This window comes from Prevotella sp. P4-119, assembly GCF_002251345.1.
GTDB lineage: Bacteria > Bacteroidota > Bacteroidia > Bacteroidales > Bacteroidaceae > Prevotella.
In genome coordinates this window covers 62,532-84,317 of record NZ_NPJB01000023.1, presented here as the reverse complement: position 1 = coordinate 84,317, position 21,786 = coordinate 62,532, and the positions used below count along the sequence as shown (strand labels likewise).

Below are 21,786 nucleotides of genomic sequence, written 5' to 3'. Positions count from 1 at the left end.
ATGAGAAAAATTCTTGGATATATTTCGTTCGTCTTGATTCTCGTTTCGTGTGGCATCAGCGGTAACAAATTCCGTCTTGAGGGCCGACTCAGAAACCTGAATCAAGGCGAATTCTATGTGTATAGTCCCGATGGAGGCATGACGGGCACCGATACCATCAAGGTGCGCGACGGACGTTTCTCTTACGAGAAAGCCGTGCAGGGCGACTATACCTTTATCATCATCTTCCCCAACTATAGCGAACTGCCCGTGTTTGCCACTCCTGGCACTTCGCTCAATATCAAAGGCGACGCCACCCATCTGAAGGAGATTACGGTGAAAGGGTCTAAGATCAACGAGCAGTTCACCGATCTGCGTTCACAACTCAACCGCCTCACACCGCCTGAAGAGCGTAAAGAGGTGGCAGACTATATCCGTAAGCATCCCGAATCGCCCATTAGCACTTATCTGCTCAATCGCTATTTTGTCTTGACCATAGATGCCGATTTCGACCAAGCCGCCCAATTGGCAGCAGTGATGTTGAAGGCGCAACCCAACAATGCACGGTTGCTCACGCTGCGCCGCCAACTCGATGTACTGAAGAAGAACCGTCAGGGTGCTGTCCTCCCTTCGTTTACCGCTACCGATCTTAAAGGTCGTCCCGTATCGAAAGCACAGCTCAATGGTAAGGTCAATGTGGTCAATGTCTGGGCAACATGGAGTTATCAGAGTGGTGACATACAGCGCCGTTTGCAGAAACTCCAGAAGACCTACGGTTCAAAACTCGCCGTGGTGACACTCTGTCTCGATGGTAATATCAAAGACGTGCGCCACCGTGTAGATCGCGACTCCATCCCATGGCCCGTAGTGTGCGATGGTAAGATGTTCCATTCTCCCATGGCAACCCAGTTGGGCATATCCGCAGTCCCCGCCATGATTGTTGCCGACAATAGCGGACGTATAGTGGCACGCGACTTAGAGCCCGAAAAGGTGGAACAGGAATTGGAGAGAAGATTGAAGTGAAGACTATGTGATTGTTGGGTGAAAAAATCAATATGGATATTGTTCATCAGTCTATGTAATATTAGTTGTCTTTTTTTAATTTATAGGACTATGAAAAGAATTTTATTTGTATTGCTGACCATGGTTGCCACACTTTCATTTAGAGAATTATTGATGATAGAAACATAAACTTTATAGAAACCATCGTTTGATAATAAGAGCGTTTGTGTTAAGCCCAATGAGCAGAATTAAGCTTGCTTAAATTTTGCCATGGCGAGAGAAAGTGATATAAAATGGTAGGTTCGTTTGATATGGTCAGACGAACCTCTTTCTCTATATACGCGCGTACGCCTACGCACGCGCGATGTTGCAAAAATCGACCACTCGACCACCATGACGGTATAACATCAAGCGAAACAGAATGTTATGCGGTGGTCGAATGCTTTTCTTTCAGGTGTTTTCGACCACACTTCGACCACCGGATTTCCATCTCTCATAACCATGAAACTGCTAAACGACCCACGTATATCAATGTATAAATAGGGTTAGTGAGATTTATCAGCACTTTTTCAAACCTTGATAATATTTTTATCCAACGATGGATAACACCTTTATCCAATATTGGATAACACCTTTATCAAACGTTGGATAATACTTTTATCAAACGTTGGATAACATCTTTATCAAACGTTGGATAACATCTTTATCAAATGTTGAAAAGACCTTTTTCAATCGTTAGACAATACTCTTGCCAAATGTTAGACAATACCCTTGCTAAACGTTGGGCAATACTTTTGCCAAGCATCTAAAACTCCTTGCCAAAACGTTATCAAAAAAACAATCCATTTTATTGCTGAGCGACAATTATATTTCTTTTGCAATTTACTCTGTAATTTTATCACCATTGTAGTTCTAAAAATTGAAAAATTGTTGTATCTTTGCAGAAAATTAAACCAATGATAGTAAATAGGAAATGATAATACACCACATGAGTATGCTGAAAAGAACGATAGCGTTTATATTTTTTCTGTCAATCATAACCATATCCAGTGTTCAAGCACAGTCAGAAGAGGCGCAAAGCAAGAAAGAAGTGCTCGTATTGAGTTCTTATTTCCAGGGATATGCATGGGCGGAAAACCTCGCCAGTGCCGTAGTTTCACGTTATGCAGTCAACAGACGGTTGACGGTAGAAGTGGAATTTCTTGACCTTGTAGCCCAGCGCGACAGCGTATTGATGCGGGAAAAAGCCGAATCTATCATGAACACCAATGATGCCACAGGCAAGGAAATAGTCATTCTGATAGGTGAGGAAGCATGGATTATGTATCGCACATTTATGAAAGGCGCATGGAAAGAGGTGCCTTGCGTTGCTGTTTTCTCTGGCGAATACACCTTCAGTGCCAAGGACTATAACAGTGGTAAGGAGTGTGTGGAAAGTATGAAGATACCACTGGAAGAGTCGCGTCGCGGCTTCAATGCCGCACTCATCACCGATCCCTATTCTATACACGAGACCATTGAATTGGCTTTACAACTCAAACCGAATACCAAGAATCTTGCCCTTGTCACTAATTCATGGCAGATAGGCTATCTTTCAAGATATAAAACGCGAAAAGTGTTGGAGCAATACCATCCCGACATCAATTTCATCGACCTCAACAATAGGCAGATGACTACTGCCGAGTTGCAAAACCGACTGATGACACTGCCCAAAAACACAACAGTAATCTTCGATTCGTGGATCAGTCAGAACCAGAATGCCACCCGTGCATTATATCCCGACAATGCCATGCGACAGATTGTGGGCCAGTTGACTGGCGATGCCGCTTTCGGACTTTACGATTTGGGCATCAGAGATGGCGCATTGGCAGGAGGCGTATATCCCACTTCCGACGAATTCATAGAGAAGTTGCAAGAAGTGCTTTCGAAGATAGAGAACGGCACACAACCCAAAGATATTCCTCTGATACAGCTCGACAATGCCAAAAGATACCTCAATTACAACACGCTGAAAGCCTACGGCATACCCGAAGAACTCTATCCCGCTGATGCCGTTTACTACGGCAAACCCGTGAGTTTCTTAGAGCGCAACAAGGTGTATGTCATTATTGGCCTCATCATTATGGCATTCTTCCTGATAGTGTTATTCACCATAGCTGTCGTTGAACGCAAACTCAAGAAGAAAACCAAAGAACTGCTTGTCCTTACCAAAGAGAACGAAGCCGGCAAGACCCGCTTCATAGCCAATATGGGCAAACTCATCCGCAATCCGCTCCATGTCATCCAGATGTCTATCGACATGATTGATACGAACCATCTGAGCGAAGACGAGCGCAGGATGATGAAAATCATAGCCAACAACAAAACGCAGCTCATCAACCTCTTCGACGACATCATCGACCTCGGAAAGGCTGGTCTGAACGACTTCCAGTTGTATAGAGCCAATGTCAATGTGGAAACAACACTGTCAGATATCCACGAAACACAAGAGCAGTGTAACAACCTTGAGTTTACGCTGATACCTGCCGGACGGGAGCATTATGTCTATGCTGATCCCAAGCGTCTTTCGCAAGTACTGACATACGCCATACTCAATGCCGACTGTCGTAAGACCGAAGGGCAGGTGGAAGTGAAATGTGAGGGCGATGGCAAGCAGGTGAAAATCTGGGTGATGGCACATGCCAACTTCCAAGATAAAGACAAAACCGAACTGTTTGATGCCTTCAACGACAGGCAGCCCTATGCACAGAGCGACCGAAGCAATCTCGAACTGCCCCTGTGCCACAAAATCATGGAAGCCATGGGTGGCACTATCACGCTGCAGAAACTTACCGACGGCAAATGGGCATTCCTCATAGAAATGAGCGAAAGTTCTCCGCTTAAGAGCAAGTAATCGAAGGTTTCTGTTCTATGAGACATGGTGCCGCCAGGTATCGTGCGATTTTATCGCGATAATGGGGCTGGATTTGAAAAAATGTTGTATCTTTGCACCACGCAAAAAAAGATGAAACAGATGAAAATACTTATTGTGAACGGTCCCAACCTTAATCTGCTCGGACAGCGCGAACCAGGCATCTACGGCACCTCGTCGTTTGAAAGTTATCTGCCTACGCTGCGGCAGCGTTATCCCGATGTGGAGATAGACTACTATCAGAGCAATGTAGAGGGAGAACTCATCAACCGCATGCAGCAAGATGGATTTACGGTAGATGGCATCGTGCTCAACGCCGGTGCATACACCCACACTTCTATAGCGCTGCACGATTGCATCAGGTCGCTGAAAAGTCCAGTGATAGAGGTACATATCTCCAATGTGCATCAGCGCGAACCATTCCGCCACCATTCCTATCTCTCGCCAGCCTGTCGCGGAGTGATCTGTGGTTTCGGACTCGACTCCTACCGTCTGGCTATTGAAGCACTCATCGGATGACGCTCGACAACTATATACTGACCCATTCAGACCCAGAGCCCGACTATCTCTATAAGCTTTGGCGTGCTACCAATATCCATCTGCTCCATGGACGCATGGCATCGGGTCACCTCCAGGGCAGACTGCTGAAAATGTTGGTCGGCATGATACGCCCCAAGAATGTGCTTGAGGTGGGTACGTTTAGTGGCTATAGCGCCTTGTCAATGGCTGAAGGACTGGAAGATGGCGGACATCTCTACACTTTCGAAATCAACGACGAGCAAGAGGACTTCACCCGTCCGTGGATAGAACAGTCGCCATGGGCTGACCGCATCACCTTTCTCATTGGCGATGCCATTACCGAAGCGCCCCGACTCGGCGTCAGCTTCGACCTTGCTTTCATAGATGGCGACAAGCGCACATATCGCGAAACCTACGAAATGGCACTCTCGGTGGTGCGCAAGGGTGGCTTTATCCTTGCCGATAACACCCTGTGGGACGGTCATGTGGTGGATCCTTCCTACGGGAAAGACCAGCAAACCCAAGGCATCGTCTCTTTCAACGACTATGTCAGACAGGACTCCCGTGTGGAGCGTGTCATCCTCCCGCTGCGCGACGGACTGACCCTGATTCGCAAACTATAGGCGGCGAACACAGGCTTGCCTGCGGTTTCGTCCTTTCGCCACAACTCTGTAGAAAGAGGCAGAAACGGCAACCTTTTTGTATTCTGCTCACTTAATCGTACCTTTGACCTTACGGTCTTAGGTACTGTCGTTCGAGAATAAAAAAGAAATTTAATTTTTCTTTTTGTATTCTGCTCACTTAATCGTACCTTTGACCTTACGGTCTTAGGTACTGTCGTTCGAGAATAAAAAATAAATTTAATTTTTCTTTTTGTATTCTGCTCACTTAATCGTACCTTTGCAGTACGAATTTAACTAGAACAAATCATCACACTTATGAAAACAAATTATGAAATTCGTTATGCAGCGCATCCCGAAGATGCAAAAAGCTATGACACTAAACGAATCCGACGCGATTTCCTAATTGAAAAAGTATTCGCCCAAGACGAGGTGAATATGGTTTATTCTATGTATGATCGCATGGTCGTAGGTGGAGCAATGCCTGTCAACGAGCCACTAAAACTCGAAGCCATCGATCCGCTGAAAGCTCCTTTTTTCACTACACGACGTGAAGTGGGTATCTTTAACGTGGGTGGAGCCGGAATCGTAAAGGTGGGCGACGAAACTTTTGAACTCGACTATAAGGAGGCACTCTACATCGGAAGTGGCGACCGTGACGTGGTGTTTGAATCGAAAGATGCTAAGCAGCCTGCGAAATTCTACTTCAACTCTACTACCGCACACAAGCAATATCCTTGCAAGAAAGTAACTAAAAAGGATGCGGTAGTGGCTCACATGGGTGCACTCGAAACTTCTAACGAGCGCGATATCAATAAGATGCTCGTCAATCAAGTGCTGCCTACTTGTCAACTGCAAATGGGTATGACCGAACTCGCACCCGGTTCTGTATGGAATACCATGCCTGCTCACGTGCACTCAAGACGTATGGAAGCATACTTCTACTTTGAGATTCCCGAAGATCAGGCCGTTTGCCACTTCATGGGCGAAGTGGAAGAGACACGCCACCTCTGGATGAAAGGCGACCAAGCTGTGCTCTCGCCAGAATGGAGCATACACTCGGCTGCTGCCACACACAACTATACTTTCATCTGGGGTATGGGCGGCGAAAACCTCGACTATGGTGACCAAGACTTCTCACTCATTACTGATCTGAAATAAAACATAAGTATATGACAAATCTATTTTCATTGGAGGGCAAAGTAGCCCTCGTTACCGGTGCTGCCTATGGTATCGGATTTTCTATCGCGGAAGCCTATGCTAAGGCTGGTGCAAAAATTGCTTTCAACTGCCGCAAGCAGGAACACCTTGATAAAGCTCTTGCCGACTATAAGGCTAAGGGTATTGAGGCTCACGGATACATCTGTGACGTGACCGATGAAGAGCAGGTGAAAGCTATGGTTAGCGACATCGAAAAGAAGTTGGGCGTTATCGATATTCTCGTCAACAACGCTGGAATCATCAAGCGAATCCCCATGACAGAAATGTCGGTAGAAGACTTCCGACAGGTGATTGACATCGACCTCAACGCTCCTTTCATCGTATCAAAAGCAGTATTGCCAGGCATGATTAAGAAGGGACATGGTAAGATTATCAATATCTGTTCTATGATGTCGGAACTCGGAAGAGAAACCGTTTCGGCATACGCAGCGGCTAAGGGCGGACTGAAAATGCTCACACGCAACATCTGCTCGGAGTTTGGTGAATACAATATCCAGTGTAACGGACTCGGTCCAGGATATATCGCAACACCACAAACCGCACCCTTGCGCGAACGTCAGGCAGACGGTAGCCGCCATCCATTCGACAGCTTTATCTGCGCCAAAACACCTGCAGGACGCTGGCTCGAACCTGAAGAACTCATGGGACCTGCTGTCTTCCTCGCTTCAGACGCATCAAATGCTGTCAACGGACATATTCTCTATGTGGATGGAGGTATTCTGGCATATATCGGAAAACAGCCCTGATGTCAGAAACTGATACTTATCAGCCCAAAAAGGAAACAGACTGAAAAAAGAATGGGGACTCCAAAACGGAGTCCCCTATTCTTTGTTGGGTCTAAAGACACAGATTACTTGTTGATAGCCTCTGCAAACTCAGCACCAGCCTTGAACTTGGCAACCTTCTTTGCAGCGATGGTGATCTTCTCACCTGAACGGGGGTTGATACCCTCGCGAGCGGGCTTCTCAGCAACGGCGAAAGTACCGAAACCTACGAGCTGAACTTTATCACCTGCGGCGAGAGCGGCCTTAATTACGGATACGGTGGCCTCAAGGGCTTTCTTAGAGTCAGCCTTTGTCAATCCTGCCTCGGCTGCAATCTTGTCAATCAATTCTGTCTTGTTCATAATTCTGATTTTTTTGATAAATTATTAATAGTTTTTGTCGGTTCTTATTTAATTTCTTGGCAAATATAGGGGAAAGTATTCAAAAAACAAACAAAAAATCAAAAAAAGTGAGTTTTTTACTAAAAAAAACCGCTTACAAGGCACTTTTCATGCCGAAACAGCAAGATTTTTAGTAATTTTGCGACCGAAAAGAAATAACAAGAGCTTACATATAATAAAACGAAGGAACAACACGATGAATAATATACCAAGTATTACAAAGAACCTGCTCATCATCAATGTACTGGCATTCTTTGCCACATGGGTGTTTGAAAAACAAGGCCTCGATCTCACAGCAACATTCGGTTTGCATTTCTTCATGGCCAAAGACTTTTCGTTCTACCAACTCGTTACATACTTGTTTATGCACGGTTCGTTCATGCATCTATTCTTCAACATGTTTGCAGTATGGATGTTTGGAACCGTTATGGAACGAGTTTGGGGACCAAAACGATTCCTTATCTACTATCTTGTATGTGGAATAGGAGCAGGTATCATACAGGAAGGTGTGCAATACATCAACTATGCCAACGAAAACCTTGCGGCATACGATTTCGTAATGACATCGTCAGGAAGAATTACAACCGAAGCGTACCTTAATCTGTGGACCACAGTAGGAGCGTCGGGAGCCGTCTATGCCATTCTGTTGGCATTCGGTATGACATTCCCCAACGAGAGAATGTTTATCATTCCATTCCCATTCCCCATCAAGGCAAAATGGCTCATCGGGGGATATATCGTGATAGAAGTGTGGTCGGCATTGAATACTCCGGGCGACGGAATAGCACACATGGCACATCTTGGTGGTATGCTCTTCGGATTTCTGCTCATACGCTACTGGCGGAAACATCCGAACATTGAACAGAGATGTAATGGCCAAAACGGTTTCTTCCAACAGATGAAGAAACAATATGAGAATAAGCGCCGCAACACCTTCCACTATCAGCCTTCTACCGAAACACCACGTTGGGAGGAACATAAAGAAAAGGAAGAAGACAGCGCACGGCAGGCAGAAATAGACGCTATACTCGACAAAATCAGAAAAAGCGGATATGACAGTCTGACTAAAGAGGAAAAGAAGAAACTGTTTGAACAAAGCAATAGAAATTGATTAAGCGACTCAAACAGTTCACTATAACGATGGTAGCAGGCGCCAATATGGCGCTGGTACTCATCATGCTGGCCGTGGGATTCTCTGATAGACTCAATCCTGCCGACCATCCGGTATTGTCGTGCGTTGGAATGACATTCCCTATCTTGCTACTCATCAACTTGTGTTTCCTCTTCTTCTGGCTCACATTCAAGTGGAGAATGGTGTGGATTCCTATCCTCGGATATGTTGCAACATATATTCCCATCAGCACCTATATGCCACTCAATATGCAATTTACAGATCCTGATGAAGGCGCAATAAAGCTCATTTCATATAACGTATGCACCTATGGGGGCAACTATAAATATGAAGATGGATTTGGGACCGTGTGCCAATATCTGCATGATGAACAGCCAGATATCGTCTGTCTGCAAGAAGATGTGGATACGTGGAGAAGATATGCATTTAAAGAATTTCAGAAGACATTTGCCTATAACGATACTGTCCACTTCAATCCAGGACCTGCCATCAATGGAGTTGGCATACATACCAAGTTTCCCATCATACGAAAAGAACGAATCAACTATCGCTCAGAGGCCAATGGTAGTGTGGCTTGGTATCTGCAAGTGGGAAACGATACACTATTGGTAATCAATAACCACTTCGAAGGAACACACCTCTCAACAGAAGACCGACATAACTACCAGAACATCATTAAAGGCAATATCAAGGGACAAGAGGCCAAACATGAATCAAAAAAACTGCTCATCACACTGGCGGAATCATCGGCAAGGCGTGCTCCGCAGATTGATGCAGTATGTCAATACGTGGAAGAACATAAGCAGTATCCTATCATACTCTGCGGAGACTTCAACGACAACCCCATTTCCTACTCGCGCCACAAAGTATCTACAGTACTCAAAGACTGCTTCACCACAACAGGAAAAGGACTCGGATGGTCGTACAATCAAAAAGGATTTTACTTCCGCATAGACCACATTTTCTGTTCCAACGATATACAACCATACAACTGCAAGATAGACAATAAAATAGATGCCAGCGACCATTATCCCATAGTCTGTTGGCTTAAAATCAACGGAAAACCTTGAAAAATACACGTTTTTCAGCGAGAAATTTCGCTAAGTGAAGAAAAATAAGTATATTTGCAAACTATTTGGGAAAAAATATACAAAATAAAATAAAACAATAAAAAAATGCAAAACAAAGGAATCGTAAAATTCATCGCACTGGTTCTGATACTCGTGTGTATCTTCTACCTCTCCTTCTCCTTCGTGACACGCTACCACGAGAATAAGGCAGCGGCCATGACTGAAGAGAAAGGCCAGGAGTATCTCGACTCTATCATGAACGAGAAAGTGTACTGCGGAATCTACTCTTTCAAGCAGTGCCGCGAAATGGAAATCGGCCTCGGACTTGACTTGAAGGGCGGTATGAACGTGATTCTTGAGGTTTCAGTGCCAGACGTTGTTGACGTACTCGCTGACCACAAGACAGACGTTGCCTACAAAAAGGCCATGGAAGAAGCTAAAAAAGAAGAGGAAACAAGTCAGGAAGACTTCATAACACTCTTCGTGAAACATTGGAAAAAAGAAGGAAACGGTCGTCCACTCGCAGCCATCTTTGCTACACAGCAGATGAAAGGCAAAGTGAGCACCAGCAGCAGCGATGCTGAAGTTGAACGCGCACTGCGCACTGAAGTGCAGTCTGCTGTGGACAACTCATTCAATGTGGTACGCAACCGTATCGATAAATTCGGCGTGGTACAGCCTAACATCCAGAAACTGGAAGGACAAAGCGGACGAATCATGGTTGAAATGCCTGGTATCAAAGAGCCAGAGCGCGTGCGCAAATTGTTGCAAGGTAGTGCAAACTTGGAGTTCTGGGAGACCTACAACACCAAGGAAATCGTACCATTGCTGAGCCAGCTCAATCAGAAATATGCCGTAACAGGTGGTGCTGCTGAGGCAGAAGCCGACACAACAGCTACTGATACTACTGCAAATGCAAAGGCCGCAACCAACGATTTGGCTGCAAAGCTCAATGCTGGAAAAGCTAATGCAAGCAAAGAAGAAGCAAAGGCTATTGCTGCTGCAAAGAAGCAGAACCCACTCTTCTCTGTACTCCAGCCCATGCAGGGTGATGGTCTTGCCATCGTAGGTTACGCTAATGCACGCGATACTGCAGAGGTCAACAAGATTATCTATTCTGATATTGCCAACCAAGTGTTGCCTGCTGAGTGCAAACTCCGTTGGGGTGCTAAAGCTGAAGACTTTGGTGGACAGAATACTCGTGGTGATATCTTCGCTCTCTACGCATTGAAAGTGACTGAGCCAAACGGACGCGCTCCACTGGAAGGTGACGTTATCACCGGGGCTAAAGATGAGTTCGACCAGATGGGGCACCCATCAGTTTCTATGCAGATGAACTCTGACGGTGCACGCCGCTGGTCACAGATTACCAAGCAGAATATCGGTCGTGCTGTTGCCATCGTACTTGACGATGCCGTATATAGCGCACCGCGTATCCTTACACAGATTGACGGTGGTAACTCTTCTATCACTGGTAACTTCACTATTGAAGATACTAAAGACCTTGCCAACACCCTCAACTCAGGTAAAATGCCTGCTCCTACACGTATCGTACAGGAAGAGGTTGTAGGTCCTTCACTCGGTGCACAGTCTATTCAGCAGGGCGCTATCTCATTCGTTGTAGCTTTCGTACTGCTGATGATTTATATGGTAATGCTCTATGGATTCATTCCTGGAATGCTCGCAAATATTGCATTGCTCTTCAACCTCTTCTTCACACTTGGTATCTTGACGTCATTCCAAGCTGCCCTGACCATGCCGGGTATTGCCGGTATCGTGCTCACATTGGGTACTGCAGTGGATGCCAACGTGCTTATCTATGAGCGTACGAAGGAAGAACTCCGCAAGGGACATACCGTGAAAGAAGCACTCAACCTCGGTTACTCGAATGCCTTCTCGGCCATCTTCGACTCTAACTTCACTTCGTTGATTACTGGTATCATCCTCTACGTATTCGGAACAGGTCCTATCAGAGGCTTCGCTACTACTTTGATCATCGGTATCTGTGTATCATTCTTCACCGCTGTATTCATGACACGTCTGGTTTATGACGGCAAGATGAAGAAGGATAAGTGGCAGAATCTCACTTTTACCACCGCTTATTCACGCAACATGATGCAGAATACCAAGTTCAACTTCATGGGTGCATATAAGAAGTCATTCACCATCTGGGCTGTTGTGGCAGTTCTGTTCTGCATAAGCTTCGCTGTTCGCGGACTTAGCAAGAGTATCGACTTCACCGGTGGTCGAAACTACGTGGTAACACTCGACAAGTCTGTACCTGTTGAGCAGGTACGCACTACATTGGCTGGCGCATTCGTCAACACCGTTGGTGAGAACGCAGGCAAAGAGGCAAACACCAGCGTTATCGCACTCGGTACTGATGGAAAGACAGTTCGTGTTTCTACCAACTGGGATATCGAATCAAACAATCCTCAGGTGGACGACAAGGCTGAAACTATTCTTTATAACTCATTGAAGAAGGCTGGACTGGTTAGTCAGGAGAGCGTTGAAGACTTTAAGAACCCGGATATCCGCAAGGGTGGTTCTATCATTAGCTCATCAAAGGTTGGTCCTTCTGTTGCTAAGGATATTACTCACGGTGCTATCATCTCCGTATTCATCGCATTGATTGCCATCTTCCTCTACATATTGCTGCGTTTCCGCAACCTCGCTTACTCTGTAGGTGCTACTGTAGCATTGGCACTCGATGCCCTTATCGTTATAGGAATGTACTCGGTATGCTGGGGCATTCTCCCCATGTCGTTGGAGATTGACCAAACCTTCATCGGTGCTATCCTGACCGTTATCGGTTACTCTATCAACGATAAGGTGGTGGTATTCGACCGTGTACGTGAGAACCACAGCCTCTATGCAAAGCGCGATTTGCAGTCATTGTTTAATGGTTCGCTCAACCAGACACTGGCCCGTACCATCAACACCTCTGTGACTACATTGATCGTATTGCTGTGTATCTTCGTTCTCGGAGGCGACAGTATCCGTTCATTCTCATTCGCAATGTTGCTGGGTGTAATCTTCGGAACGCTATCGTCTATCTTCATAGCTGCTCCTACTGCATTCCTTGTAATGGGTAAGACTATCCGTGAAGATAATGCCGGAGAAGCAAAAGCATAAGGATACACCTTATTAATATATATAGCGAGCCCGCTTCCACATGGAAACGGGCTCGCTTTTTCAATTCATCAATAGGAAAGAAGGTCGAACGAGAACTGATATCTTAGTTTCGAAACCACTACAACCGTCTTTGTCGAGAACGTCACTCGAATAGAGTGAGTACGTCTGATGTATGGGATAGTGCGGTTTCTTTCCGCAGTTGATAGAGAACTTTACTCGAAATAATAAAGGAAGGCAGCAATACCCTCAAGGGCTGGTTTGCGTTGTCCCTCAATTTCAATCTTGAACTTAATTTCAGCCTTACAGATACCGCGAAGGTTTTGAATAGCATGAAGAGTAGTGACAAGGCGCACGCGACTGCCGGTGATAACAGGTTGGCCGAAGCGCATGTCAGTCATGCCGTAGTTGACCAACATCTTGATATTGTTGACTTCAATAATCTGATCCCACATGTATGGCAACAGACTTAACGTCAAGTAACCATGAGCAATGGTGCTCTTGTAAGGACTCTCCTCTTTTGCGCGCTTTACGTCCACGTGTATCCACTGGTGGTCGAGTGTAGCATCAGCAAAGAGATTGATGCGATCTTGATCTACTTGCAACCAATCGGAAGCACCTAATTCCTCGCCCAGATGGGCGGCAAACTCGTCATACGAGTTGATGACTAATTTTCCCATAATATCAATATTTGTATTAGAAATATGCTACAAAGGTACTCAAAAATAATCATATTACAATTATATTTCGTACCTTTGTGGTCGCATTTCGGCTGCCCTGATAGTTAAATGGATATAACAAGGCTCTCCTAAAGCTTAGTTCCGAGTTCGATTCTCGGTCGGGGTACTATCGAATCTACTACTAAGCATAAGGCGATGATGACTAATATAGAAATAAAGAAAGTAACCACACGTCAGGAATTGAAACAGTTTGTGCAGTTTTACTACGAGATGTATCGTGAGTGTAAGCAGGCTGTTCCGTTTCTTTATTCCGAAGAGATGAATACTTTGCGACATGACTGTAATACGGCGTTCGAATGTTGCGAGGCGGAATACTATCTTGCTATGCGAGACGGGAAGGTTGTGGGACGCGTTGCAGCCATCATCAACCATCGGGCTAATGAGCGATGGAACCGCAAGGAGGTGCGTTTCGGATGGTTCGACTTCATCGATGATGCTTGCGTGAGCCGTGCACTGATGGATGCTGTCATGCAGTGGGGACGCCAGAAAGGCATGAATGAAATAGCTGGGCCACTCGGATTTACTGATATGGATCGTGAAGGTATGCTGATTGAAGGATTCGATGAAGATGCCACGATGTATATCAACTACAACTACCCTTATTATATAAAACATATGGAGCAGTTGGAAGGATTTGTCAAAGACAATGACTATATGGAATATCGGGTGAAAGTGCCTGAAGTGGTGCCTGAGAAATTCCATAAAATTGCCCAGATGATACGCAAGCGCTACAATCTTCAAATACATAAATTTACAAGAAAGGAACTTGTTGAAGGAGGTAAAGGACGTGAAGTATTTGATATTATCAATGCCACTTACAAGGACCTTTATGGTTACAGCCAACTCTCAGAGAAGCAGATTGACCAGCTTGTGGAACAGTATATTAAGATTGCGGACTTGAAATTGGTGACCAGTATTGAGGATTGGAACACTCCTGATCATCGAATGATAGGATTCGGAATAGCTTTCCCTTCGTTTACTAAAGCACTTCGCCAAACGCGTGATGGGCGTATGTTACCATTCGGTTGGTGGCATCTTTTGCGTGCATTGAAGTGGCATAAGACGGATACTGCCGACCTTTTGCTTATCGGCGTGCTACCAGAATATCGTGCCAAGGGTGCCAATTCGCTCATTTTTGACGACCTCATTCAGCAGATTCAACGCTATGGCTTCAAGTGGGCAGAGGCTATGCCACAGATGGAAACCAATGAGAATGTGCGCAGCCAATGGCAGTATCTTGATGCCAGACAGCACCGTAGGCATCGTTGCTATCGTAAACAACTTGTATAAGTATAGGGTTTTCTTTTTAGAAAACTTACAAATGGGGACTTTTTCAAAAGTTTCCCATTTGTGTTTTGTAACTTATTGTGTGTTAGCGAATTGACATTTATTAACACAACAAAAGTTGTCCAAAACGAAAATCTTATAATATTTATTTGTATCTTTGCAAACGGAAAATAACAACCCAATAACCAATTCATAATTCCAAAAGTTATAAAAGCATGATACAGACAGTAGTAAAGCGCGACGGACGCATCGTGGGATTCAACGAGCAAAAGATTATGGCCGCTATTCGCAAGGCTATGATCAGTACAGAGAAAGGTGAAGATGATAGCCTTCTACAGACTATTACAGACCGCATTGCCGCACGTGGCAGTGCTCAGATGACGGTAGAGCAGATTCAGGACTCGGTAGAAATGGAGCTTATGAAGAGTTCGAGAAAGGATGTTGCACAGCGCTACATTGCCTATCGCAACCAACGTTCCATTGCCCGTAAGGCTAAGACTCGCGACGTGTTCCTTGATATTGTCAACATCAAGAACAACGACGTGACACGTGAAAATGCCAATATGAATGCCGACACCCCTGCCGGTATGATGATGAAGTTTGCATCTGAAACCACTAAACCCTTTGTCGATGACTATTTGCTCTCACCTGAGAGCCGCGATGCCGTGGAGCACAACTATCTGCACATCCACGACAAGGACTACTATCCCACGAAGTCCCTCACCTGCTGTCAGCATCCTCTCGACAATATTCTCACTAAAGGTTTTGTTGCCGGACATGGCGCCAGCCGTCCTGCTAAGCGCATTGAGACTGCTGCCGTACTGGCTTGTATCTCTCTGGAATGTGCACAAAACGAAATGCATGGCGGACAGGCTATTCCTGCCTTCGATTTCTATTTGGCTCCATACGTACGCCTATCGTATATAGAGGAACTGAAAGCGCTCGAAGATTTGTATGGTGAGAGTTTTGCAGACCTGTATCATGAGCCGCTGATTGACTATCTAAAGCAGGATCTTGATGGCTTGAAGGGTAAAGACCGTGTGCGTCAGCATGCTATCAACAAAACTGTCAGTCGCGTACATCAGGCTATGGAAGCTTTTATTCACAACATGAACACCATTCACTCACGTGGTGGTAATCAGGTTGTGTTCTCAAGTATCAACTATGGAACCGATACTTCGGCTGAAGGTCGTTGCATCATGCGTGAATTGCTCAACTCTACTTATCAGGGTGTGGGTAATGGCGAGACTGCCATCTTCCCAATCCAAATATGGAAAAAGAAGCGTGGTGTCAACTATCTGCCACAAGATCCTAACTACGATTTGTATCAGCTGGCATGTAAAGTGACTGCTCGCCGTTTCTTCCCCAACTTCCTCAACCTCGATGCTACCTTTAACCAAAGTGATGCATGGCGTGCCGATGACCCCAAGCGCTATATGAACGAGGTTGCCACTATGGGTTGCCGCACTCGTGTATTCGAGAACCGTTTCGGTCCAAAGACCTCTGTTGGTCGTGGTAATTTGTCGTTTTCAACCATCAATATCGTGCGTATTGCCATCGAATGTATGGATGTGAAAGATCAGGAGGCTCGTATCGCCAAGTTCTTTGCAAAACTCGATGAAGAGTTGGAAATAGCTGCTAAGCAACTCGATGAGCGTTATCAGTTCCAGAAAACCGCTTTTGTTAAACAGTTCCCACTGTTGATGAAGAGTCTTTGGATTGGTGCAGACAAACTGAATTCTGATGATACTATTGAGAGCGTCATCAACCAAGGCACCCTTGGTATTGGTTTCATCGGCTTGGCAGAATGTCTTGTAGCACTGACAGGAAAGCATCATGGCGAGAGCGAAGAGTCTCAGAAACTGGGTCTGAAGATTGTGGGTTACATGCGCGACCGCGCCAATGATTTCTCTGAGCGCTATCAGCACAACTACTCTGTTCTTGCTACTCCTGCAGAAGGCCTTAGTGGTAAATTCACCAAGAAGGATCGTGCCGAGTTCGGATCAATCCCCGGTGTGACCGATCGTGATTATTATACCAATTCTAACCATGTGCCCGTTTATTACAAATGTTCAGCTCGTTATAAGGCGGAAGTAGAGGCTCCATACCACGAAATGACTCGTGGTGGTCACATCTTCTATGTTGAAATCGACGGTGATGCCACCCACAATCCACAGGTTATCATGAATGTTGTAGATATGATGGATCAGTTGAATATGGGTTACGGCTCAGTGAACCACAATCGTAACCGTTGCATGGACTGCGGATATGAGAATGCCGATTCACACCTGGAAGTATGTCCTAAGTGCGGCAGCAAGCATATTGATAAGTTGCAGCGCATTACCGGTTACCTCGTAGGAACTACCGATCGTTGGAATCACGGCAAACTTTGCGAGTTGAACGATCGTGTGACCCATATTGAAGGTTCGCAACAGCAGAATCTTTTCGACGAGAAATAATCCATCAGCAACATAATTGTTGGATTGATTTCTACGAAACAAACAGTCAATCACTCATGATACAAGTACTTGATATCATAGAAGACACAATGGTAGATGGTCCGGGTTTCCGGACCTCTATCTATTGTGCAGGTTGTCATCACGAATGTCCTGGTTGTCACAATCCTCAGTCCTGGAATCCAGGAGGTGGACATCCGATGACCACTGACGAGGTGATGAAAATCATTGTAGCCGATCCTTACGCCAACGTAACATTCTCAGGAGGTGACCCCCTGTATCAGGCAGAAGGCTTTACCGAGTTGGCTCGTGCCATTCGTAGCCAGACTCAAAAGACCATTTGGTGTTATACCGGTTTTACCTTTGAGGCCATCGTGAAGATACCGCGTTATCGGCAGTTGCTCGATGAAATAGACGTTTTGGTTGATGGTCCCTTTGTGAAATCCTTGCGCGACGAAGACCTCCTTTTCCGTGGAAGTAGCAACCAGCGCCTTATTGATGTACCAGCATCACTTGCCAAAGGAGAGGTGGTGGAATTTCATCCCGACGTCGAAGTATAATGTCCTTAGACACAAATTAAAACCTTGGCGACTTTTCTGAGTTCTGTTGTTACTATAATACTTAGTTGACGATATATCGAAAGAAACTTGTTTCTCTGCAAGACGATGTCAGAATCCACCATCTTTAATAAACTGGCTCAAATATCGTTGGGGCGTGATTATTAAGTGCGCCAAGCAGAAACGCTTGCTTACGTACTTTGTTTTCCTTAATCTATCAGTCATGGCCATAGGTAGTCTTTGCCTCTATCAACATAGAGGCATGCAAATGGACGAGACCAACCATATCTAGTATAAAATTGTAATCAAGACCAGAAAGGACAAAAGCATTGGCGTGAAGTTGACTCCATCCTGCATAGGAACAGAGGCTTCTATGACAGACTCTTCAAATAATACATGATTTGTGTCATGTATTGTTCTATTTGAGGATGTTGGAATACAAACTGGGAACAAACCATAGACTTACAGAAATGGTTTCGGCTATGAAATGGTGGTTTACGAGAGAAATATGGTGGGTGGAAATAAAAAAAACGCCGCTACTCAACACGAGCAGCGACATCCAAAGCCTATGTATAACTAAAAATCCTTTCTTTTTGTTTTCCAACCTCAAGATTGGATTGCCTTGCGGCGTGTATATGTTGTATGAAACAAAATTCTATAAAAAAAAGAAAGTTATGGGAGCCTCACGGCGACCACTGTTATCCATATTTCAAACTTTCTTTTTACCAATAACTAAAAACCTAAAACTATAAATATTACTACTAACCTAAAACAATCTATTAACCGAATGTCTGATAAGAACCTCTTGTTCTTTTTGACGATGCAAAGTTACGATGATTTTCATAACGACGCAACTTTTTTGGAATATTTTACGCAAAATAAACATATATTATTGATATGAATCAATTGCTGTGTGCGAAAACATCAGTATTTTAGCACTTGTTTACATTTCGCGACCATTATTGCTTATGAATCCTATAATCCATAGCTTGCGTTAGTCTGAAAGAAGCAGTTTTGAGAGTTGGCGCATGCCTTCGCTGGCTCCAGCCTGTATTTGCTGTACGTTGGAACCGGCATTGACGGGGTGGGGGTCTATGAGATATACAGGTACTCCCGGTCTGACATACTGCACCAGTCCGGCTGCAGGATAGACGTTGAGCGATGTACCGATGATAATAAAGATGTCCGCATGTTCTGCTTCATCCGCTGCACGACTGATCATTGGCACGCCTTCGCCGAAAAAGACTATAAAGGGGCGGAGAAGCGATCCATCGCCAGCCAGTGTGCCGGGCTTTACTTCACAGTTCTCGGCAGTGAGAAGTTGCTGATATCGCGGGTTATCTACATCCCTACTGCTGCACACCTTCATGAGTTCGCCGTGCAGATGGATTACTTTTGATGAGCCCGCAGCCTCGTGAAGGTTATCCACATTCTGTGTCACTACAGTCACATCATATTTCTTTTCGAGTTCTGCTACAAGTTTATGGCCCTCATTGGGTTTGGCATCGAGACATTTTTTTCGCAGCATATTATAGAAATTGGTCACCAAAGTGGGGTTTTCGAGCCATCCTTCGTGTGTTGCCACCTGTGCTACGGGATAGTTTTCCCACAATCCGTCAGCATCGCGAAAAGTTTTCAGTCCACTCTCTACCGACATTCCGGCACCTGTCAAAACTACGATTTTCTTCATAAGGCAATTGCTTTTTTAGTGTTTAGTTGATGCGAAAGTACGAAATTTCCAGCAATTGCGAAAGCATTTCTGCATATAATTTTCTGTGGCGTATTTTTTTCTATCGCTTATTCGTATGCCTTTAAAGGCTTTGTAGTTACCTCTGATGCTTCGCATCTTAGGTACTTGCGTTCGAGAATCCAAAAGAAATTTGGTATTTCTTTTTGTATTCTGCTCACTTAATCGTACCTCTGATGCTTCGCATCTTAGGTACTTACGTTCGAGAATCCAAAAGAAATTTGGTATTTCTTTTTGTATTCTGCTCACTTAATCGTACCTCTGATGCTTCGCATCTTAGGTACTTGCGTTCGAGAATCCAAAAGAAATTTGGTATTTCTTTTTGTATTCTGCTCACTTAATCGTACCTCTGATGCTTCACATCTTAGGTACTCACGTTCGAGAATCCAAAAGAAATTTGGTATTTCTTTTTGTATTCTGCTCACTTAATCGTACCTTTGCACTCTAAATATAATAGGTATATGAATATAGAATCACAGATAATCACATCGGCACAAGAGGCCGTATCATCACTTTACGGACAACAAGTGCCCGAAAAGATGGTGCAACTGCAGAAGACACGTAGTGAGTTTGAGGGTAATCTTACATTAGTGGTATTTCCCTTCCTTAAGATTTCTAAGAAGAATCCAGAACAGACTGCACAAGAGATTGGTCAGTATCTTGCAGACCATTGCGAAGCTGTCGCTGGATACAATGTTGTGAAGGGTTTCCTCAATCTGGTCATTGCGCCAGCAGCATGGCTTGCCCTGCTCAACGATATCAATGCCAATGAACATTATGGTGAGCGTCAAGCTAATGAAAATAGTCCGTTGGTGATGATCGAATACTCTTCGCCCAATACCAACAAACCACTTCACTTAGGACACGTGCGCAACAACCTGTTGGGCTGGTCGTTGGCACAGATTATGCAGGCTAACGGTAATCGTGTAGTGAAGACCAATATTGTCAACGACCGAGGCATACATATCTGTAAGTCTATGTTGGCTTGGTTGAAATATGGCAATGGCGAGACTCCTGAGACAAGCGGTAAGAAGGGCGACCACCTGATTGGTGATTACTATGTTGCTTTCGATAAGCATTATCGCGAAGAAGTAAAGCAACTTGTTGAAAGTGGCATGGACGAAGAACAAGCCAAGCAGGAGGCTCCTCTCATTAAGGAGGCACACGAGATGTTGGTGAAGTGGGAGAATAATGATCCCGAAGTGCGTGCCCTCTGGCAAAAGATGAACAACTGGGTATATGCCGGTTTCGACGAGACCTACAAAAAGATGGGTGTTTCGTTTGATAAGATTTACTATGAATCGCAGACCTATCTCAAGGGTAAAGCCAAAGTAGAGGAAGGACTTGCCAAAGGCCTCTTTGAGCGTCATGCCGACAATTCTGTTTGGGCCGATCTTACTAACGAGGGCCTTGACCAGAAACTCCTGTTGCGTTCCGATGGAACCAGTGTCTATATGACGCAGGATATCGGTACTGCTGAAATGCGCTTCCAGGATTACCCCATCGACAAGATGATTTACGTGGTGGGCAATGAGCAGAACTACCACTTCCAGGTACTTTCAATACTCCTCGATCGCCTCGGTTTCAAGTGGGGTAAGGAACTTGTCCACTTCTCCTATGGTATGGTCGAACTTCCCAATGGTAAGATGAAGAGCCGTGAAGGTACTGTTGTCGATGCCGACGACTTGATGGCACTCATGGTCAGCGACGCCAAGAAGACCAGTGAGGAACTGGGTAAGTTTGACGATATGAGTGAAGACGAGCGCAACGAGATTGCACGCATCGTGGGAATGGGTGCCCTGAAATACTTCATTCTGAAGGTTGATGCACGCAAGAATATGCTCTTCAATCCCGAAGAGTCTATCGACTTCAATGGCAATACCGGTCCTTTCATCCAATATACCTATGCCCGTATCCGCAGCATTCTGCGCAAGGCAGGCGAGCAGGGAGCATCCGAAGCACCACTCACCGCAGTTCTTTCCGACAAGGAAACCGAACTCATTCAGAAGATGAGCGAGTATGGCGCTGCCGTAGAGCAGGCCGGTAAAGACTACAGTCCCAGTGGCATTGCCAACTACTGCTACGAACTCACAAAGGTATTCAACCAGTTCTACCACGACTATAGCATCCTCAACGAGGCCGATGAGCAGAAGAAACTCGTGCGTCTTGTTATTGCACGCAACGTGGCAAAAGTCATCCGCAATGGCATGGCACTGCTTGGTATCGAGGTTCCTGAGCGTATGTAGCC

At 45.2% G+C, this 21,786-nt stretch carries 16 protein-coding genes and 1 tRNA gene; 14 read left to right on the top strand and 3 right to left on the bottom strand.

Features of this window, described 5'->3' with window-relative positions; all coding sequences use genetic code 11:
* The 6 genes from CIK89_RS02510 (at position 1) to CIK89_RS02485 (ending at position 6,998) form a co-directional block, all read left to right on the top strand.
* Positions 1 to 1,002: a TlpA disulfide reductase family protein gene (locus CIK89_RS02510; protein ID WP_094389859.1), complete on the top strand. Its 1,002-nt coding sequence runs from the start codon at positions 1 to 3 to the stop codon at positions 1,000 to 1,002.
* 973 nt (positions 1,003 to 1,975) lie between these two features.
* Positions 1,976 to 3,874 (top strand): HAMP domain-containing sensor histidine kinase, encoded by a 1,899-nt coding sequence (locus CIK89_RS02505; RefSeq protein ID WP_144007331.1) that lies wholly within the window; start codon positions 1,976 to 1,978, stop codon positions 3,872 to 3,874.
* Positions 3,875 to 3,994: 120 nt separating this feature from the next.
* Entirely contained in the window at positions 3,995 to 4,411 is a 417-nt protein-coding gene (aroQ, locus tag CIK89_RS02500; protein WP_094389881.1) for a type II 3-dehydroquinate dehydratase, read from the top strand.
* Positions 4,408 to 5,034: an O-methyltransferase gene (locus CIK89_RS02495; protein WP_094389857.1), complete on the top strand. Its 627-nt coding sequence runs from the start codon at positions 4,408 to 4,410 to the stop codon at positions 5,032 to 5,034. Before aroQ ends, CIK89_RS02495 begins: the two co-directional genes overlap by 4 nt.
* Before the next feature lie 315 nt (positions 5,035 to 5,349).
* Positions 5,350 to 6,192, top strand: a complete 843-nt coding sequence (gene kduI / locus CIK89_RS02490) for a 5-dehydro-4-deoxy-D-glucuronate isomerase (RefSeq protein ID WP_094389856.1) — start codon at positions 5,350 to 5,352, stop codon at positions 6,190 to 6,192.
* A gap of 11 nt (positions 6,193 to 6,203) precedes the next feature.
* Positions 6,204 to 6,998 (top strand): gluconate 5-dehydrogenase, encoded by a 795-nt coding sequence (locus tag CIK89_RS02485; protein WP_094389855.1) that lies wholly within the window; start codon positions 6,204 to 6,206, stop codon positions 6,996 to 6,998.
* Positions 6,999 to 7,102: 104 nt separating this feature from the next.
* Here the strand turns inward: CIK89_RS02485 and CIK89_RS02480 are convergent, their stop codons facing one another.
* Positions 7,103 to 7,378: an HU family DNA-binding protein gene (locus tag CIK89_RS02480; RefSeq protein WP_094389854.1), complete on the bottom strand. Its 276-nt coding sequence runs from the start codon at positions 7,376 to 7,378 to the stop codon at positions 7,103 to 7,105.
* Between the two features lie 235 nt (positions 7,379 to 7,613).
* On the opposite strand from CIK89_RS02480, the gene CIK89_RS02475 reads away from it, so the two are divergent.
* The 3 genes from CIK89_RS02475 to secDF all read left to right on the top strand — a co-directional run bounded on the left by CIK89_RS02475 (position 7,614) and on the right by secDF (position 12,754).
* Positions 7,614 to 8,528: a rhomboid family intramembrane serine protease gene (locus CIK89_RS02475; protein ID WP_094389853.1), complete on the top strand. Its 915-nt coding sequence runs from the start codon at positions 7,614 to 7,616 to the stop codon at positions 8,526 to 8,528.
* A complete protein-coding gene (locus CIK89_RS02470) occupies positions 8,525 to 9,619 on the top strand; it encodes an endonuclease/exonuclease/phosphatase family protein (RefSeq protein ID WP_094389852.1) in 1,095 nt (364 codons plus the stop codon). The genes CIK89_RS02475 and CIK89_RS02470 overlap by 4 nt, the downstream gene beginning before the upstream one ends.
* A 105-nt stretch (positions 9,620 to 9,724) precedes the next feature.
* Positions 9,725 to 12,754, top strand: coding sequence for a protein translocase subunit SecDF (gene secDF / locus CIK89_RS02465; RefSeq protein ID WP_094389851.1), 3,030 nt, complete (start codon positions 9,725 to 9,727; stop codon positions 12,752 to 12,754).
* Between the two features lie 212 nt (positions 12,755 to 12,966).
* On the opposite strand, the gene CIK89_RS02460 is transcribed toward secDF, so the two are convergent.
* Positions 12,967 to 13,431 (bottom strand): MaoC family dehydratase, encoded by a 465-nt coding sequence (locus CIK89_RS02460; RefSeq protein ID WP_094389850.1) that lies wholly within the window; start codon positions 13,429 to 13,431, stop codon positions 12,967 to 12,969.
* 94 nt (positions 13,432 to 13,525) lie between these two features.
* Between CIK89_RS02460 and CIK89_RS02455 the strand changes: the two genes are divergently transcribed.
* From CIK89_RS02455 to nrdG, 4 genes are all read left to right on the top strand, one after another.
* Positions 13,526 to 13,597, top strand: a tRNA-Arg gene (locus tag CIK89_RS02455).
* Positions 13,598 to 13,626: 29 nt separating this feature from the next.
* On the top strand, positions 13,627 to 14,781 hold the full coding sequence (locus CIK89_RS02450) for an N-acetyltransferase (protein ID WP_094389849.1): 1,155 nt from the start codon (positions 13,627 to 13,629) through the stop codon (positions 14,779 to 14,781).
* A 212-nt stretch (positions 14,782 to 14,993) separates the two neighbouring features.
* Positions 14,994 to 17,237 (top strand): anaerobic ribonucleoside triphosphate reductase, encoded by a 2,244-nt coding sequence (locus tag CIK89_RS02445; RefSeq protein WP_094389848.1) that lies wholly within the window; start codon positions 14,994 to 14,996, stop codon positions 17,235 to 17,237.
* Positions 17,238 to 17,293: 56 nt separating this feature from the next.
* Positions 17,294 to 17,794 (top strand): anaerobic ribonucleoside-triphosphate reductase activating protein, encoded by a 501-nt coding sequence (gene nrdG / locus CIK89_RS02440; protein ID WP_094389847.1) that lies wholly within the window; start codon positions 17,294 to 17,296, stop codon positions 17,792 to 17,794.
* A 991-nt stretch (positions 17,795 to 18,785) separates the two neighbouring features.
* On the opposite strand, the gene CIK89_RS02430 is transcribed toward nrdG, so the two are convergent.
* Positions 18,786 to 19,481, bottom strand: coding sequence for a Sir2 family NAD-dependent protein deacetylase (locus tag CIK89_RS02430; RefSeq protein ID WP_094389845.1), 696 nt, complete (start codon positions 19,479 to 19,481; stop codon positions 18,786 to 18,788).
* 518 nt (positions 19,482 to 19,999) lie between these two features.
* Between CIK89_RS02430 and argS the strand changes: the two genes are divergently transcribed.
* Positions 20,000 to 21,784, top strand: coding sequence for an arginine--tRNA ligase (gene argS, locus CIK89_RS02425; RefSeq protein ID WP_094389844.1), 1,785 nt, complete (start codon positions 20,000 to 20,002; stop codon positions 21,782 to 21,784).
* The last annotated feature ends 2 nt before the right edge of the window (positions 21,785 to 21,786 follow it).

Coding starts and splice junctions, on each gene's coding strand:
- aroQ (WP_094389881.1), top strand. CDS start 3,995: ATGAAAATACTTATTGTGAACGGTCCCAACCTTAATCTGCTCGGACAG.
- CIK89_RS02475 (WP_094389853.1), top strand. CDS start 7,614: ATGAATAATATACCAAGTATTACAAAGAACCTGCTCATCATCAATGTA.
- CIK89_RS02485 (WP_094389855.1), top strand. CDS start 6,204: ATGACAAATCTATTTTCATTGGAGGGCAAAGTAGCCCTCGTTACCGGT.
- CIK89_RS02495 (WP_094389857.1), top strand. CDS start 4,408: ATGACGCTCGACAACTATATACTGACCCATTCAGACCCAGAGCCCGAC.
- nrdG (WP_094389847.1), top strand. CDS start 17,294: ATGATACAAGTACTTGATATCATAGAAGACACAATGGTAGATGGTCCG.
- CIK89_RS02445 (WP_094389848.1), top strand. CDS start 14,994: ATGATACAGACAGTAGTAAAGCGCGACGGACGCATCGTGGGATTCAAC.
- secDF (WP_094389851.1), top strand. CDS start 9,725: ATGCAAAACAAAGGAATCGTAAAATTCATCGCACTGGTTCTGATACTC.
- CIK89_RS02450 (WP_094389849.1), top strand. CDS start 13,627: ATGATGACTAATATAGAAATAAAGAAAGTAACCACACGTCAGGAATTG.
- CIK89_RS02460 (WP_094389850.1), bottom strand. CDS start 13,431: ATGGGAAAATTAGTCATCAACTCGTATGACGAGTTTGCCGCCCATCTG.
- CIK89_RS02430 (WP_094389845.1), bottom strand. CDS start 19,481: ATGAAGAAAATCGTAGTTTTGACAGGTGCCGGAATGTCGGTAGAGAGT.
- argS (WP_094389844.1), top strand. CDS start 20,000: ATGAATATAGAATCACAGATAATCACATCGGCACAAGAGGCCGTATCA.
- CIK89_RS02510 (WP_094389859.1), top strand. CDS start 1: ATGAGAAAAATTCTTGGATATATTTCGTTCGTCTTGATTCTCGTTTCG.
- kduI (WP_094389856.1), top strand. CDS start 5,350: ATGAAAACAAATTATGAAATTCGTTATGCAGCGCATCCCGAAGATGCA.
- CIK89_RS02505 (WP_144007331.1), top strand. CDS start 1,976: ATGCTGAAAAGAACGATAGCGTTTATATTTTTTCTGTCAATCATAACC.
- CIK89_RS02480 (WP_094389854.1), bottom strand. CDS start 7,378: ATGAACAAGACAGAATTGATTGACAAGATTGCAGCCGAGGCAGGATTG.